The sequence below is a fragment of the Rathayibacter rhapontici genome (assembly GCF_001995175.1).
Classification (GTDB): domain Bacteria; phylum Actinomycetota; class Actinomycetes; order Actinomycetales; family Microbacteriaceae; genus Rathayibacter.
The window spans coordinates 1-13,581 of sequence record NZ_MUKN01000078.1; the positions used below are offsets into that span (position 1 = coordinate 1).

The following is a 13,581-nucleotide window of genomic DNA, read 5'->3' on the forward strand; positions in this document are numbered from 1 at the left end:
GCGACGGCCACCGCCGCTCCGGAGCCGACGCCGACGCCCACCCCGTCGGCCCGCCCGACCGCCGCGGAGGCCGCTGCAGCACTGCGCACCTGCTCCGTCGCGGACGCGGCGGCGGATCCCCGTCTGGGTTCGATGCAGGCGCGGGTCGTCGACGCGGCGACCGGGCAGGTGCTGTTCGACCGCGGCGGGGAGACCCCTTCGCGCACCGCCAGCGCGCTCAAGATCCTCACTGCCGCCTCCGCGCTGGCCGTCCTGGGCCCCGAGACCCGCATCGCGACGACCGTGGTCCGGGGGGAGGCTCCCGGCTCCGTGGTGCTCGTCGGCGGCGGGGACGTCACGCTCAGCCGGCTCCCGACCGGCCGGAGCTCGTTCTACTCCGGCGCGGCGCACCTCGACGACCTCGCGGCGCAGGCCCGGAGCGCCTGGAACGCGGATGCCGGGACGGCCGGCACCGCCATCACCTCGGTGGTCCTCGACTCGACCCTCTTCACCGGCGACACCTGGCAGCGACCTGGAACCGCAAGGAGCAGACGCAGGGCTACATGCCCGAGATCACGGCGCTGCAGGTCGACGGCGACCGCGCAGACCCGACCGCGTCCACGTCGACCCGCGGCACCGACCCGATCGGGCGGGCCGGCGAGGCGTTCGCCTCCGAGCTGCCCGGATCGCCGTCGATCAGCACCGGGACCGCTCCGGCCGGCGCCGAGGTCCTCGGGACGGTCGAGTCCGCTCCGGTCCGCGAGCTCGTGCAGCAGATGCTGCTCGTGTCGGACAACGCGATCGCCGAGATGCTGGCGCGGCTCGTCGCGATCCGCACCGGCGCCGGCAGCACCTTCGCCGCCGAGCAGGTCGGCGTGCTGCAGGGGCTCGCGGGCTACGGAGTCGACACCTCGGGGATCGTCATCGCCGACGGCTCGGGCCTGAGCGACGACAACTCGGTGGCGCCCGCGTACTTCACCGAGCTCCTGCGCAAGGTGCAGGCGCGCGAGGGCGACCTCGGTGTCGTGCTCGACGGGCTGCCGGTCTCGGGTCGCACCGGGTCCCTCGCCTACGCCGACCGGTTCGCGGGCGCGAACGCGGTCGCCGACGGAGCGGTGCGCGCGAAGACCGGCTGGATCGACACCGGCTACACGCTCGCCGGCGTCGTCACCGCCGCCGACGGCACCGTCCTGACCTTCGCCGTGTACGCCCTCGGCGACGTGACCGACTCGGCGAAGACCGCGATCGACACCCTCGTCACCGGCTTCCACCGCTGCGGCGCCGGGCTCTCCGACTCCTGATCACGCACCCCCGACCCGCTCCTCCGGAAGGAACCCCATGACCACCGCGCTCCTCATCGTCGATGTGCAGAACGACTTCACCGAGGGCGGTGCGCTCGCGGTCGACGGCGGCGCCCGCGTCGCCGAGGACGTCTCGGCGTACCTCACCGCGAACCCCGAGCGGTACCGGACCGTGCTCGCCTCGCGCGACTGGCACGACGGCGACTCCGACAACGGCGGCCACTTCTCGGCCGAGCCGGACTTCGTCGACAGCTGGCCCGTGCACTGCGTCGCGGGCACCCCCGGCGCCGAGTACCACCCCTCGCTCCGGACGGACACGATCGACGTGCACCTCTGGAAGGGCCAGGGGCGTCCCTCCTACTCCGCCTTCGAGGGCGTCACGGCCGACGGCGACGGCCTGCCCGAGACGCTCGCCCGGCTCGGGGTGACCGAGCTCGACGTCGTGGGGCTCGCGACCGACCACTGCGTCCGGGCCTCGGCGCTCGACGCGCGCGCGGCCGGGCTCGAGGTCCGCGTGCTCGAGGACCTGGTCGCCGGAGTGTCGGCGGAGGCGAGTGCGGCGGCGCTGCGCGAGCTCGCCGAGGCGGGCGTGCGCGTCGAGCAGTCGGTCTGACGAGGCCCTCCCGGTCGCCTCGAGGAGTACCCTCGACGAGGTGATCCTCCTCCGCGAGCGCTCCCGGCGCCGCGATCCGCAGAGAAAGAATGCATCCGTGACTGATTCCGTCGAGACCCCGGCCCTGACCGAGGCGTCCCTCCTGGCGCGCACGCCCGCGCAGCTCTACATCGGAGGCGAGTGGATCGACGCCTCGGGCGGCGGGACGATCGACGTCGAGGACCCCGCGACCGGCAGGGTGATCCGCACCATCGCCGACGCGACCCCGGAGGACGGCCTGCGCGCGCTCGACGCCGCCGTCGAGGCCGGCGCGGCGTGGGCAGCGACCGCGCCCCGGCGCCGCGGCGAGATCCTCCGCCGCGCCTTCGACCTGCTGCAGGAGCGCAAGGACGAGTTCGCCCTGCTGATGACCCTCGAGATGGGCAAGCCCGTCGCGGAGGCGCTGGGCGAGGTCGCCTACGGCGGCGAGTTCCTGCGCTGGTTCAGCGAGGAGGCGGTGCGGATCTCGGGCCGCTACGGCGTGAATCCGGAGGGGACCGGGCGGATGATCGTGTCTCAGCACCCGGTGGGCCCCTGCTACCTGATCACCCCGTGGAACTTCCCGCTCGCGATGGCGACGCGAAAGATCGCTCCGGCCCTCGCGGCGGGCTGCACCGTCGTCGTGAAGCCCGCGGAGCTCACTCCGCTGACCACCCTCGCGTTCGCGGCCCTGCTCGCCGAGGCGGGGGTGCCCGCCGGCGTCGTCAACGTGGTCACCACATCGAGCGCCGCAGCCGTGTCGGAGCCGATCCTGTCGGATCCGCGACTGCGCAAGGTCTCGTTCACCGGCTCCACGCCGGTCGGGCAGACGCTGATGCGGCAGGCCGCCGAGAACGTCCTGCGCACCTCGATGGAGCTGGGCGGGAACGCCCCCTTCGTGGTCTTCGAGGACGCCGACCTCGACCGCGCGGTGGACGGCGCGATGCTCGCCAAGTTCCGCAACATCGGACAGGCCTGCACCGCGGCGAACCGCTTCTTCGTGCACGAGTCGATCGCCGACGAGTTCGCGGCGCGGGTGACCGAGCGGGTCCGCGCCCTGCGCGTGGGCCGCGGCACCGAGGAGGGCGTGGGCATCGGCCCGCTCATCGACGACCGCGCCGTCGCCAAGGCCGACGCCCTCGTGCAGGACGCCGTCGACCGGGGCGCCCGCGTCCGGGTGGGCGGCCACGGGGTCGACGGTGCGGGGCACTTCTACGAGCCGACCGTGCTGACGGACGTCGTCCGGGGCAGCGAGCTCCTGCGCACCGAGATCTTCGGGCCGGTGCTCGCGATCGTGCCGTTCCGCGACGAGGAGGAGGCCGTGCGGCTCGCGAACGACACCGAGTTCGGGCTGGTCTCGTACGTCTTCACGCGGGACCTCGCGCGCGGCCAGCGCATGATCGAGCGCCTGCAGACGGGCATGATGGGGCTGAACGTCGGCGTCGTCTCGAACGCCGCCGCCCCGTTCGGCGGCGTCAAGTCCTCGGGCCTGGGCCGCGAGGGCGGGCCGGAGGGCATCGCCGAGTACCTCAGCACGAAGTACACGCTCACCCCCGATCCGTTCGCCTGATCCGTGGGACTCGTCGACGTCGCCTCCCTGGACGATCCGCGGCTGCGCGACTACGCGCACGCCACGGGACGTGGCGCTGAAGAACGCCCGAGGCGCGCAGGGCCTGTACATCGCGGAGTCGGCGCTCGTCCTGGAGCGCGCGCTGCGGGCGGGGCACCGGCCGCGGTCGGTGCTCGCGCTCGGCTCCTCGGCCGACGAGGCGGAGCGACTCGTCGCGGGGTTCGACGTGCCGGTCTTCACCGGTCCGGGCGAGCTCCTGGCCGAGCTCACGGGCTACGTCCTGCACCGCGGGCTCATCGCCGCGATGGAGCGTCCGGCGCTGCCGGATCCGGCGGCGCTGCTGGCCGGCGCGCGCCGGGTGGTCGTGCTCGAGGACGTCGTCGACCCGACGAACGTCGGCGCGATCTTCCGCTCCGTCGGCGCGATCGGAGCGGACGCCGTGCTCGTCACTCCGCGCTGCTCCGACCCCTTCTACCGGCGCGCGATCCGGGTCAGCATGGGCACGGTGCTGCAGGTGCCCTGGACGCGGGTGGGCGGCTGGGACGAGACGGCCGCGCTCCTGCACGGGGCCGGCTTCACGATCGCGGCGATGGCGCTGACGGAGGGGGCGCTGCCGCTGCGCGAGTTCGCCGCCACCGCCCCCGAGAGGGTGGCTCTCGTCCTCGGCACCGAGGGGGAGGGGCTGACCCCGCAGCGCTCGCGGCGGCCGACGTCGCCGTGCAGATCCCGATGAGGCACGGCATCGACTCGCTGAACGTCGCGGCCGCCAGCGCCGTGGCGATGTGGGCGCTGGCCGAGCCGGGCTGATCCCGACGGTGGCGACCCTTCCGTCGATGCGCGCCGCGCCCCCTTCGTCCGGCGCCCCTGCGGTACCGTGGCTGCCGTTCCTGTCCGCCCCGCCCGAACGAGGTCCTCATGCCGCAGACGCCGCGACGCGGACGGACCGCTCCGCCCGCCGCGCTCGTCCCGGCTCCGCTCGTCCGGGCCCTGCTCGTCCCGGCCCTGTCGACGCTGCTCCTCAGCGGATGCATGGCGGACCCCGCCGAGATACCCGACGACTCGCGGCAGAGTCCGGCGACGTCCTCCGCCGCTTCCTCGGTCGGCGGCGCGGACGGCACCGCTCCCAGCGCCGCGCCCGACGACCCCGGCTCGACCGACGACGGTGCGGCGGTGGCGCGACGCGTCACCGCCTGCCTCGCGCGCTACGGGCTGAACGAGCGCCCCGTGGCTCCGGAGGATCCGACCGAGGAGGAGCAGCTCGCCGCGATGAGGCTCGTGGAGCAGTGGGACGCGACCTTCACGACGTGCACGGCCGAGGCGCTGGCGACGGCCGCCCCCGCACCGTGACGGCGGATCGCTGATGCGCCTCGACTCGCTCTCCGCCCTCGTCGCCGGCGGCGCCTCCGGACTGGGCGCCGCGACGGCGATCGCGCTGCACGAGGCGGGAGCGCGCGTCGTCGTGCTCGATCTGCCGGACGCTCTGGAGCGGGCCGATCTGCCCGACGCCGTTGTCCGGGTGCCCGGTGACGTCCTCGACTCGGACGCCGTCGCCGGTGCCGTGTCGGCGGCCGGCGAGCTGCGGGTGGCCGTCACGTGCGCGGGCATCGCGACCCCGGGGCGGCTGCTCGGCAGGGAGGGCCCGCTCCCGCTCGACGACTTCGAGCGGGTGCTGCGCGTCAACACGGTCGGCACCCTCAACGTGCTGCGGCTCGCGGCGGCGTCGATCGCCGAGCGCGAGCCGGTCGAGGGGGAGCGCGGGGTGCTCGTGACGACGTCCTCGGTGGCCGCGTTCGAGGGCCAGATCGGGCAGGCGGCCTACGCGGCGTCGAAGGGGGCGGTCGCGGCACTCACCCTGCCGCTCGCCCGCGAACTCGCGGCGTCGCTCATCCGGGTGGTCTCGATCGCGCCGGGCACCTTCGACACGCCCCTCCTGGCGGGGCTGCCCGAGCGCGCGCGGACCTCGCTCGGCGCCGCGACCCCGCATCCGGCGCGGCTGGGCCGCCCGTCGGAGTTCGCGGCCCTCGTGCGGCACGTCGTCGAGAACCCCATGCTCAACGGCGAGGTCGTCCGACTCGACGGCGCGCTGCGGCTGCCGCCACGCTGAGCCTGCCCCTGGCCCGCCGGGTCTCCGTCAGACCAGCAGCTGGTGCTTCGCGAGATCGCGGTAGAGCGGGGTCGACTCGACGAGCTCCGAGTGCGTGCCGACACCGACGACCTCGCCCTTCTGCAGCACGACGATGCGGTCGGAGTCGACGACCGTGGACAGGCGGTGCGCGATGACCAGGAGCGTGCGGTCCTCGGCGACGGCGTCGATCGCGAGGCGCAGGCGCTGCTCGTTGAGCCCGTCCAGGCTCGACGTCGACTCGTCCAGGAGCAGGATCGGCGGCGCGGCGAGGAGCGCACGGCCGATCGCGAGGCGCTGGCGCTCGCCTCCCGACAGCATCACTCCGCTCTCGCCTACCGGGGCGTCGAGGCCGAGAGGGTTGCGCTCGAGGACGTCGGTGAGGTTCACCGCCTCGAGCACGCGGAGGCAGTCGGCGTCGTCGGCGTCGGGGCGGCCGAGCACGAGGTTCTCGCGGATCGTGCCGGCCAGGACGGGGGCGTCCTGCTCGACGTAGCCGATCTGGGCGCGGAGCGCGTCGCGGTCCACGGCGGTGATGTCGACGCCGCCGAGGCGGACGACTCCCGCCTCGGGGTCGTAGAAGCGCTCGATCAGCGCCAGGATCGTGCTCTTGCCGGCGCCGGAGGGGCCGACGAGCGCCGTGCGCTTGCCGCGGGGGACGGTGAAGGAGACGCCGCGCAGGACGGTGCGGTCGCGCTCCTCCGGCATCTGCTCGGCACCCTCGACGGGCACCGCCTGCTCGTCGTACGAGAAGACCACGTCCTCGAACGCGATCGCGTCCTCGCCGACTCCGGCGCCGAGCCCGCTGACGGTGCCCGCTCCGTCGCCGTCGCCCTCGATGGGCAGGTCGATGATCTCCTGGATGCGGCCCAGAGCGCCGAGCGCCGAGTTGACCGAGGTGATCGCGCCGATGAAGTTGCCCAGCGGCATCACCATCATGAAGAGGAACAGGATGAACGAGACCAGCTGCGCGATGTCGATCGATCCGGAGGCGACGCGGTAGCCGCCGACGCCGAGGACCGCCAGGAACGCCACCTGCATGGCGATGCCGGCGACGGGGACCACGAGGGCCGAGACGTGGGCGACGCGGATGCCGAGGCGGTACGCCTCCGTCGCGTGCGAGTCGACGACGGCGATCTCGCGGTCGGTGGCGCCCGCTGCGCGGATGGTGCGGACGGCGCTGATGGCGCGCTCGACGGCGGCGGCGAGGTCGCCCACCTTCTCCTGCGCCTTGCGGCTCGCCACGCGGATGCCGCGGCCGAGCGTCAGCGCGAGGCCGAGGGCGGCGGCGACCACCACCACGATGATGACCAGCAGGACCCAGTCGATGATCGCCATCGCGATGATCGCGCCGACGAAGACGAGCGAGCCCGCGATCGAGTCGACGAGGCCCTGGGTGAGCACGGCCCGCAGCAGGGTGGAGTCGGAGCCGACCCGCGACACGAGGTCGCCGGTGCGGCGCGCGTCGAACTCGCGGATCGGGAGGCGCAGGAGGCGCGCGACCAGGCGGCGGCGGCTCGAGAGGACGATGCCCTCACCGGTGCGCTGCAGCAGGTAGTGCGCGAAGCCCGAGATGAGGCCGGAGGCGACGACCAGGGCGACGAGCGCCCACACGAGCGGCCCGAGGTCGAGGCCCTCCTGCACGCGGGTGATGACCTGGCCGACGACGAGGGGCTGCGCGAGGCTGGCGGCCGCGCCGAACAGGCTGAGCACGACGACCACGGAGAGGATCCCGCGGTGCTCGAGGAGGTAGGGGACGAGCTGCGAGAAGGAGGCGCGGGGCCCGTCGTCGGAACCGCGGCCGCCGCGTCGTCCTCGCGCGCTCCGAGTGCTGGTGCTGGTGCTCATCGACCGTCCGTTCCCGCTCATGCCCTGCCGTACTTCTTGTGGACCGCCTGGCGGCTCACGTCCAGGCACAGCGCGATCAGCTGCCACGACGCACCTGCGTTGCGCGCCCGCCGGACGGCGATCGCCTCGGTCCGGTCGAGCTCGCCGCGGAGGCGGTGGATCGCCCGGAGTGCCGTGAGCGGATCGTCCGCGGCCGCGTCACCCGCGAGGGTCGCGATCGTGCCGTCGTCCATTCTGCCTCCTCGTCGCTGCGAGCCCGCCGTCGGTGCGGAGAGCGAGGCGTCAACGCCCGTTGACCGACACTACGGACGAGAAGGAGTCTGTGTCAACACTCGTTGACGGTTCGAGGGCTCCGGAGACGGCTTCGGCCCGCCGGAGGACCGACGGGCCGAAGGACACGCGTGCCGCCGACTACGAGACGTTGTCGGTGTACGAGAGGTGCTGGGTCTCCTTCGACAGGATCAGCGCGATCAGCGTCAGGACGCCTGCGGCGCTGAGGTAGAGGCCCACGAGCACCGGGCTGCCGCCCGCCGCCTGCCAGAGCGCGACCGCGATGATCGGCGCGACGGCCGCTCCGAGGATCGACGCGAGGTTGTACGACATCGCCGAGCCGGTGTAGCGGACGTTGGTCGGGAACAGCTCGGGCAGGACCGCGCCCATCGGGCCGAAGGTGAGGCCCATCAGGGTGAAGCCGAGGATCAGGACGGCCATGACGCCGACGAAGCCACCGCCGAAGAGGGGAACGAAGAGCAGGCCGAACACGATGATCGCCGAGGTGACGGCGATCAGGAGCTTCCGGCGGCCGAACTTCTCCGCCAGCGGGCCGGAGACGAGCGTGAAGATGCCGAAGAAGACGACGCCGACGATCAGCATGATCAGGAAGTCGTTGCGGGTGTAGCCGAGTCCTGCGACGGGCCCGTCGGTCGCGGCGGTGCCGTAGGTCAGCGTGAACGTGGTCATCAGGTAGAAGAGCACGTAGGTCGCGAGCATGATGAAGGTGCCCAGGATCAGCGGACGCCAGCTCGAGACGAAGACGCGCGCGAGGGGGAGCTTCGCGACCTCGCCCTTCTCGACGACCTTCTGGAACGCGGGGGTCTCGACGAGCTTGAAGCGGACGTAGAGGCCGATGATCACGAGGACCGCGCTCGCCAGGAACGGCACGCGCCAGCCCCAGGCGGCGAAGGTCTCGTCGTCCATCGAGGTGGCGAGCACGAGGAACAGCACGTTCGCGACGATGAAGCCGATCGGAGCGCCGAGCTGCGGGAAGGTGCCGTAGATGGCGCGCTTGTTCGCGGGGGCGTTCTCGGTGGCGAGCAGAGCTGCTCCGGACCACTCGCCGCCCAGGCCCAGGCCCTGGCAGAAGCGCATCACGACGAGCAGGAACGGCGCGAGGAACTCCCAGCCGGGCGTGAGCGCGGTGGGGAGGCAGCCGATCAGGAAGGTCGCGATGCCCATGGTGAGCAGGGAGGCGACGAGGGTGCCTTTGCGGCCGACGCGATCGCCGAAGTGGCCGAAGATGATCGAGCCGATCGGACGGGCGATGAACGCGACTCCGAAGACGGCGAAGGAGGCGAGAAGCGCGGTCGCCGGGTCCTCGTTCACGAAGAAGAGCGTGGGGAAGACCAGGACGGCCGCGGTCGCGTAGGCGTAGAAGTCGTAGAACTCGATCGACGTGCCGATGAGACTCGCGAGGATGACGCGGCCGCGGGAGTTCTGCGGGGCGGAGGGAGCGTCGGCGGTGGCGGGTGCGTGAGACATGGGAGGGGAGTTGCTCCGGTAGGCAGGGGTTCCCCGTGCCGGCGGGCGAGGCGTCGATCGGGCGTCGCGGACCGGATGGCGGTGGGGAGGAGGAGTCGGGCCGCTCGTGACGGCCCGACCACTTTACTCCGTGTCCACCCAGGTTCGTGCTGTAGCGGCCCGAGGATGGGGGCCGCCCGAGGGGACGACTCGAGGGGACCGCCTCGGATCAGCCCCGCAGCTCGCGGAGCAGCAGAGCGGTCGCGACCGCCGCCTCCGCCGCCTCGCGGCCCTTGTCCTCCTTCGAACCGGGCAGGCCGGCGCGGTCGATGCCCTGCTGCTCGGTGTCGAGCGTGAGCACGCCGAAGCCCACTGGCTTGCCGGTCTGGATGCTGACGGTCGTCAGACCGGAGGTGGCGGCGTCCGAGACGTACTCGAAGTGCGGGGTGCCGCCCCGGATGATCACGCCGAGCGCGACGACGGCGTCGGCTCCCGCGTCCAGTGCGACCTTCGCCGCCACGGGCAGCTCGAAGGAGCCGGGGACGCGCACGAGCGACCACGAGGCGCCGGTCTCGTCGAGGGCGGCGCGGGCGCCGGCGATCAGACCGTCCGAGATCTGCGTGTGCCACGTCCCGGCGACGACGACGACGCGCAGTCCCGATCCGTCGAGGGGGGTGGAGGTGGTGGGGGCGCCGGAACCGGCCATGCTGTTACTCCTTCGTCGTCGCGCCGGCGATCCCGGCGTCGAGGTGTCCGAGATCGGCGAGGTCGCCGAGGTTCTCGATGTCGTGGCCCATGCGGTCGCGCTTGGTCTCGAGGTAGCCCTCGTTGAACGCGCCGACGCCGACCACGAGCGGCACGCGCTCCGAGACGGTGATGCCGCGGTCGGTCAGCTGGCGGACCTTCTCGGGGTTGTTGGTCAGCAGGCGCACGTCGCGGACGCCGAGGTCCTCGAGGATCCCGACGGCGGCGCCGTAATCGCGGGCGTCGGCGGGCAGGCCCAGCGCGAGATTCGCGTCGAGCGTGTCGAGGCCGTCCTCCTGCAGGCGGTAGGCGCGCAGCTTGTTGATCAGCCCGATGCCGCGGCCCTCGTGCCCGCGGAGGTAGACGACCACTCCGCCGTCGCGCTGGATCGTATCGAGCGCGGCGTCGAGCTGCGGTCCGCACTCGCACTTCAGCGAGCCGAAGGCCTCGCCGGTCAGGCACTCCGAGTGCACGCGGACCAGCGGAGGACGTCCGGTGGACCCTCCGATCGTGCCGGCCACGATCGCGACGTGGTCCGCTCCCGTCTGGCGGTCGCGGTAGGCGCGGACCCGGAACGGGCCGTGGGTCGTGGGGACCGTGGTCTCGACCTCGAAGCTGACCCGGGAGCTCTCGGGGACCGGGACCGACTGGGGCACCTCGGAGTCGCAGTGGAACTCCTGCAGGTACTCGATCAGCGCCGCGACGGTGGTGACCGGCACGCCGTCGCGCTCGCCGAGCGCGATCAGACCGGGCAGGCGCATCATCTCGCCGTCCTCGGCGACGATCTCGGAGATCGCGGCGACGGGGTAGAGGCCGGCGAGCTTCATCAGGTCGACGGCGGCCTCGGTGTGGCCGTCGCGCTCGCGCACGCCTCCCTCCACCGCGCGCAGCGGCAGGATGTGGCCCGGGCGGTGCAGTCGCGACGGCGTCGCCTCCGGGTCGGCGAGGACGCGGAGCGTGTGCGCCCGGTCGGAGGCGCTGATACCGGTGGAGAGGCGGTCGGCCGCATCGACCGAGAGCGTGTAGGCGGTGCCGCGCGGGTCCTCGTTGTCGACGACCATCAGCGGGAGCTCGAGCCGGTCGGCGATCTCGTTCGTCATCGGCGCGCAGATGAAGCCGGAGGAGTTGCGCACCAGCCAGGCGATCGTCTCCTGGGTGGCGAGCTGGGCGGCGACGATGACGTCGCCCTCGTTCTCGCGGCCCTCGTCGTCGGCGACGATGATCGGGCGGCCCTCGCGCAGAGCGGCGACGGCCTCGGGGATGCTGGAGAGGCTCATGCCCCACCTCCGGGAAGGGTGACGGGAAGGGCGTGCGCGGGGGTAGCGACGGCCTGCAGGGCGAGCATGCGCTCGACGTGACGGGCGAGGATGTCGGTCTCGATGTTGACCTGCTCGCCGACGGCGCGGTTGCCGAGCGTGGTGGCGGCGAGGGTCTCGGGGATGAGCGAGACCTCGAACCACTGCTCCGGCTCGGCGGCGGGGCTGATGGCCGAGACGGTCAGCGAGACCCCGTCGACGGCGATCGAGCCCTTGTCGGTCACGAGCGGGGCGGCCTGGGGCGGGAGGGAGAAGCGCAGCACGCGCCACGCGTCGCCCGGAGTGATCGACAGCAGCGTCGCCGTGCCGTCGATATGACCCTGCACGATGTGCCCGCCGAGACGGTCGCCGACGAGGGCGGCGCGCTCGAGGTTGACCGGATCGCCGACGGCCACGCCGTCGAGCGTCGACATGCGCAGCGTCTGCGCCATCACGTCGGCGGTGAAGGCCTCGTCCGACTGGTCGACGACGGTCAGGCAGACGCCGGAGACCGCGATGGAGTCGCCGTGGCGGGCGCCCTCGACCGCGAGAGGCCCGCGCACCGTGAGCCGGATCGCGTCCGGGCCCGTCTCGATCGCCGTGACGACGCCGATCTCCTCGATGATTCCGGTGAACATCAGTGGGTCTCCATCTGCAGGGCGTGGGGGAGGCGGGCCGGTTCGCCGGCGCCGCCCGCGGGGTGAGCGACGGGGCGCGCGGTCACGAGGAGGTCGTCGCCGAGGACCTCGACCGAGTGGAGGCGGAGGCGACGGGCATCGGCGATGCCCGTGACTCCGATGTCGCCGAGCGCCAGGCGGGGTCCGCCGAGCAGGGCGGGAGCGAGGTAGACGAGGTACTCGTCGACCAGCCCCGCCGCGACCAGCGCGGAGGCGAGCGTCGGCCCGCCCTCGACGTAGACGTGCCGGATCTCGGCGCGGTAGAGGCGGTCGAGCACGGCCTCCAGATCGTGGTGGCGCTCGAGGACGGCTGGATGCGGGTGGTGGAGCACGTGCGCGTCCTCGGGGACGGGCCGCTCGCCCACGATCACGGGGATCGGCTGGTGCTCGAGGAGCTCGCCCCCGTCGCCGCGGGCGGTGAGGCTCGGGTCGTCGGCGAGGACGGTGCCGGTGCCGACCAGGATCGCGTCGCTGTCGGCGCGCTGCTCGTGGACGCGCTGCCGGGCGGCCGCTCCGGTGATCCAGCGGCTGCTGCCGTCGGCGGCGGCCGTGCGGCCGTCGAGGGTGGAGGCCCACTTCAGGGTGACGAAAGGGCGGTGGAGGCGGGCGGCGGTCAGCCACACGTGCAGGAACTCCTCGCCCTCCTCGGCGAGGACGCCCTCGATCACCTCGATGCCGGCGGCGCGGAGGGTGTCGCCGCCGCCTCCCGAGCGCGATCCCGGGTCGTTGACCGCGTAGACCACGCGCGCGACGCCGGCCTCGATGAGGGCCCGGCTGCAGGGACCGGTGCGGCCGGTGTGATCGCACGGCTCCAGGCTGACGATGGCGGTCGCGCCCGCGGCGGCGCCCGGGGCGAGCTTCGAGAGCGCATCGACCTCGGCGTGCGCGGTTCCCGCTCCGTGGTGCCAGCCCTCGGAGAGGACGGTGCCGTCGGGCGCGAGGAGGAGGCAGCCCACGCGCGGATTCACTCCGCGGGCGGGACCGCGCTCGGCGATCGCGAGCGCTCTGCGCATCGCGTGCTCGAATTCGATCGTCATTCCCGGTCTTCCGTTCGTCGCCGAACTCCGGGGTCTCGATCGCCGGTGCGCGGGCACCGTCGTTCGACGCCGCGCTCTCGCGCGACGCTCGTGCTGCCTCCCATCCGGACTTTCACCGTCGGTCCCGGAATTCCACCGGATCAACAGCTCCCCACCGAAGTGGTCGGCCGCTCGCGGACTGTCACCGCCGGTTCGGACTCTCACCGACCCCGGAGCACGTGCTATCTCGTTCAGCCTAGGACAACCCGGGTGGGGGTGCGGTATTCCCACGTCACACTCGGAGGCGGAGGGCTCACGGGCGGTGAGCGGCCCGCCTCGCCGGGCCGGTGAGTCCGGCGGGCAGGACGTCAGAACGGCGGCGGCTCGCCGGTGACATCGTCGTGCAGCCGGTCGAGCGTCGGCGATGCGGGCTCCGGTGACGGTGGACGGGTGAGGTGGTGGCGTCCGGTGGGGCTGGTCCAGTCGAGGATTCCGCCCGGGAGGTGTCGGACCTGCCAGGTGGTGGTGTGGCGGAGTCGGTGGTGGTGGCGGCAGAGGTGGGCGAGGTTGTCAGCGTCGGTTCGTCCCTGGCGCTGCCATTCGGTGCTGTGGTCGATGTCGCTATCGGTGGCGGAGCGGGTGCAGCCGGGGAAGCGGCAGG

Annotated in this window: 14 protein-coding genes, 2 pseudogenes and 1 riboswitch; of the genes and pseudogenes, 7 read left to right on the top strand and 9 right to left on the bottom strand. The window is 73.1% G+C overall.

The features are described from left to right. On the bottom strand, positions 1-230 hold a 230-nt coding region (locus B0T42_RS21655), incomplete at its 3' end, for a hypothetical protein (RefSeq protein ID WP_236720381.1). Between B0T42_RS21655 and B0T42_RS21660 the strand changes: the two are divergent. From B0T42_RS21660 to B0T42_RS17410, 7 genes and pseudogenes are all read left to right on the top strand, one after another. After that, a pseudogene (locus B0T42_RS21660) lies at positions 133-441 on the top strand (D-alanyl-D-alanine carboxypeptidase); the annotation flags it as partial. The gene B0T42_RS21655 and the pseudogene B0T42_RS21660 sit on opposite strands and share 98 nt — an antisense overlap. A 101-nt stretch (positions 442-542) precedes the next feature. Continuing rightward, the gene (gene dacB / locus B0T42_RS21665; protein WP_236720382.1) at positions 543-1,280 is read left to right on the top strand and encodes a D-alanyl-D-alanine carboxypeptidase/D-alanyl-D-alanine endopeptidase; all 738 of its coding nucleotides are present in this window, start codon (positions 543-545) and stop codon (positions 1,278-1,280) included. Positions 1,281-1,317: 37 nt separating this feature from the next. Next, positions 1,318-1,893, top strand: coding sequence for an isochorismatase family protein (locus B0T42_RS17390; RefSeq protein WP_077224278.1), 576 nt, complete (start codon positions 1,318-1,320; stop codon positions 1,891-1,893). Between the two features lie 124 nt (positions 1,894-2,017). Then, positions 2,018-3,481 (top strand): NAD-dependent succinate-semialdehyde dehydrogenase, encoded by a 1,464-nt coding sequence (locus B0T42_RS17395; protein ID WP_077224287.1) that lies wholly within the window; start codon positions 2,018-2,020, stop codon positions 3,479-3,481. A 3-nt stretch (positions 3,482-3,484) separates the two neighbouring features. After that, positions 3,485-4,288 (top strand): annotated as a pseudogene (locus B0T42_RS17400) (TrmH family RNA methyltransferase). A 108-nt stretch (positions 4,289-4,396) separates the two neighbouring features. Continuing rightward, on the top strand, positions 4,397-4,828 hold the full coding sequence (locus B0T42_RS17405) for a hypothetical protein (protein WP_094742796.1): 432 nt from the start codon (positions 4,397-4,399) through the stop codon (positions 4,826-4,828). Between the two features lie 13 nt (positions 4,829-4,841). Beyond that, on the top strand, positions 4,842-5,585 hold the full coding sequence (locus tag B0T42_RS17410) for an SDR family NAD(P)-dependent oxidoreductase (protein WP_077224280.1): 744 nt from the start codon (positions 4,842-4,844) through the stop codon (positions 5,583-5,585). A 27-nt stretch (positions 5,586-5,612) separates the two neighbouring features. On the opposite strand, the gene B0T42_RS17415 is transcribed toward B0T42_RS17410, so the two are convergent. From B0T42_RS17415 to B0T42_RS22065, 8 genes are all read right to left on the bottom strand, one after another. Continuing rightward, positions 5,613-7,451, bottom strand: a complete 1,839-nt coding sequence (locus tag B0T42_RS17415; RefSeq protein ID WP_094742797.1) for an ABC transporter ATP-binding protein — start codon at positions 7,449-7,451, stop codon at positions 5,613-5,615. A gap of 17 nt (positions 7,452-7,468) precedes the next feature. Beyond that, positions 7,469-7,684: a hypothetical protein gene (locus tag B0T42_RS17420; RefSeq protein WP_077224282.1), complete on the bottom strand. Its 216-nt coding sequence runs from the start codon at positions 7,682-7,684 to the stop codon at positions 7,469-7,471. Between the two features lie 178 nt (positions 7,685-7,862). Beyond that, positions 7,863-9,209, bottom strand: a complete 1,347-nt coding sequence (locus tag B0T42_RS17425; RefSeq protein ID WP_077224283.1) for an MFS transporter — start codon at positions 9,207-9,209, stop codon at positions 7,863-7,865. A 208-nt stretch (positions 9,210-9,417) separates the two neighbouring features. Beyond that, positions 9,418-9,894 (bottom strand): 6,7-dimethyl-8-ribityllumazine synthase, encoded by a 477-nt coding sequence (gene ribH / locus B0T42_RS17430; protein WP_077224284.1) that lies wholly within the window; start codon positions 9,892-9,894, stop codon positions 9,418-9,420. A gap of 4 nt (positions 9,895-9,898) precedes the next feature. After that, complete coding sequence (locus B0T42_RS17435; protein ID WP_077224285.1) at positions 9,899-11,209, bottom strand: bifunctional 3,4-dihydroxy-2-butanone-4-phosphate synthase/GTP cyclohydrolase II; 1,311 nt, start codon at positions 11,207-11,209, stop codon at positions 9,899-9,901. Further along, complete coding sequence (locus B0T42_RS17440) at positions 11,206-11,865, bottom strand: riboflavin synthase (RefSeq protein ID WP_077224286.1); 660 nt, start codon at positions 11,863-11,865, stop codon at positions 11,206-11,208. Before B0T42_RS17440 ends, B0T42_RS17435 begins: the two co-directional genes overlap by 4 nt. Beyond that, positions 11,865-12,941, bottom strand: coding sequence for a bifunctional diaminohydroxyphosphoribosylaminopyrimidine deaminase/5-amino-6-(5-phosphoribosylamino)uracil reductase RibD (gene ribD / locus B0T42_RS17445; RefSeq protein WP_236720383.1), 1,077 nt, complete (start codon positions 12,939-12,941; stop codon positions 11,865-11,867). The genes B0T42_RS17440 and ribD overlap by 1 nt, the downstream gene beginning before the upstream one ends. 87 nt (positions 12,942-13,028) lie before the next feature. Beyond that, a riboswitch (FMN riboswitch) is annotated at positions 13,029-13,162 on the bottom strand. Positions 13,163-13,288: 126 nt separating this feature from the next. Continuing rightward, the coding region (locus B0T42_RS22065; protein ID WP_139344564.1) for an HNH endonuclease signature motif containing protein at positions 13,289-13,581 on the bottom strand (293 nt) is incomplete at its 5' end.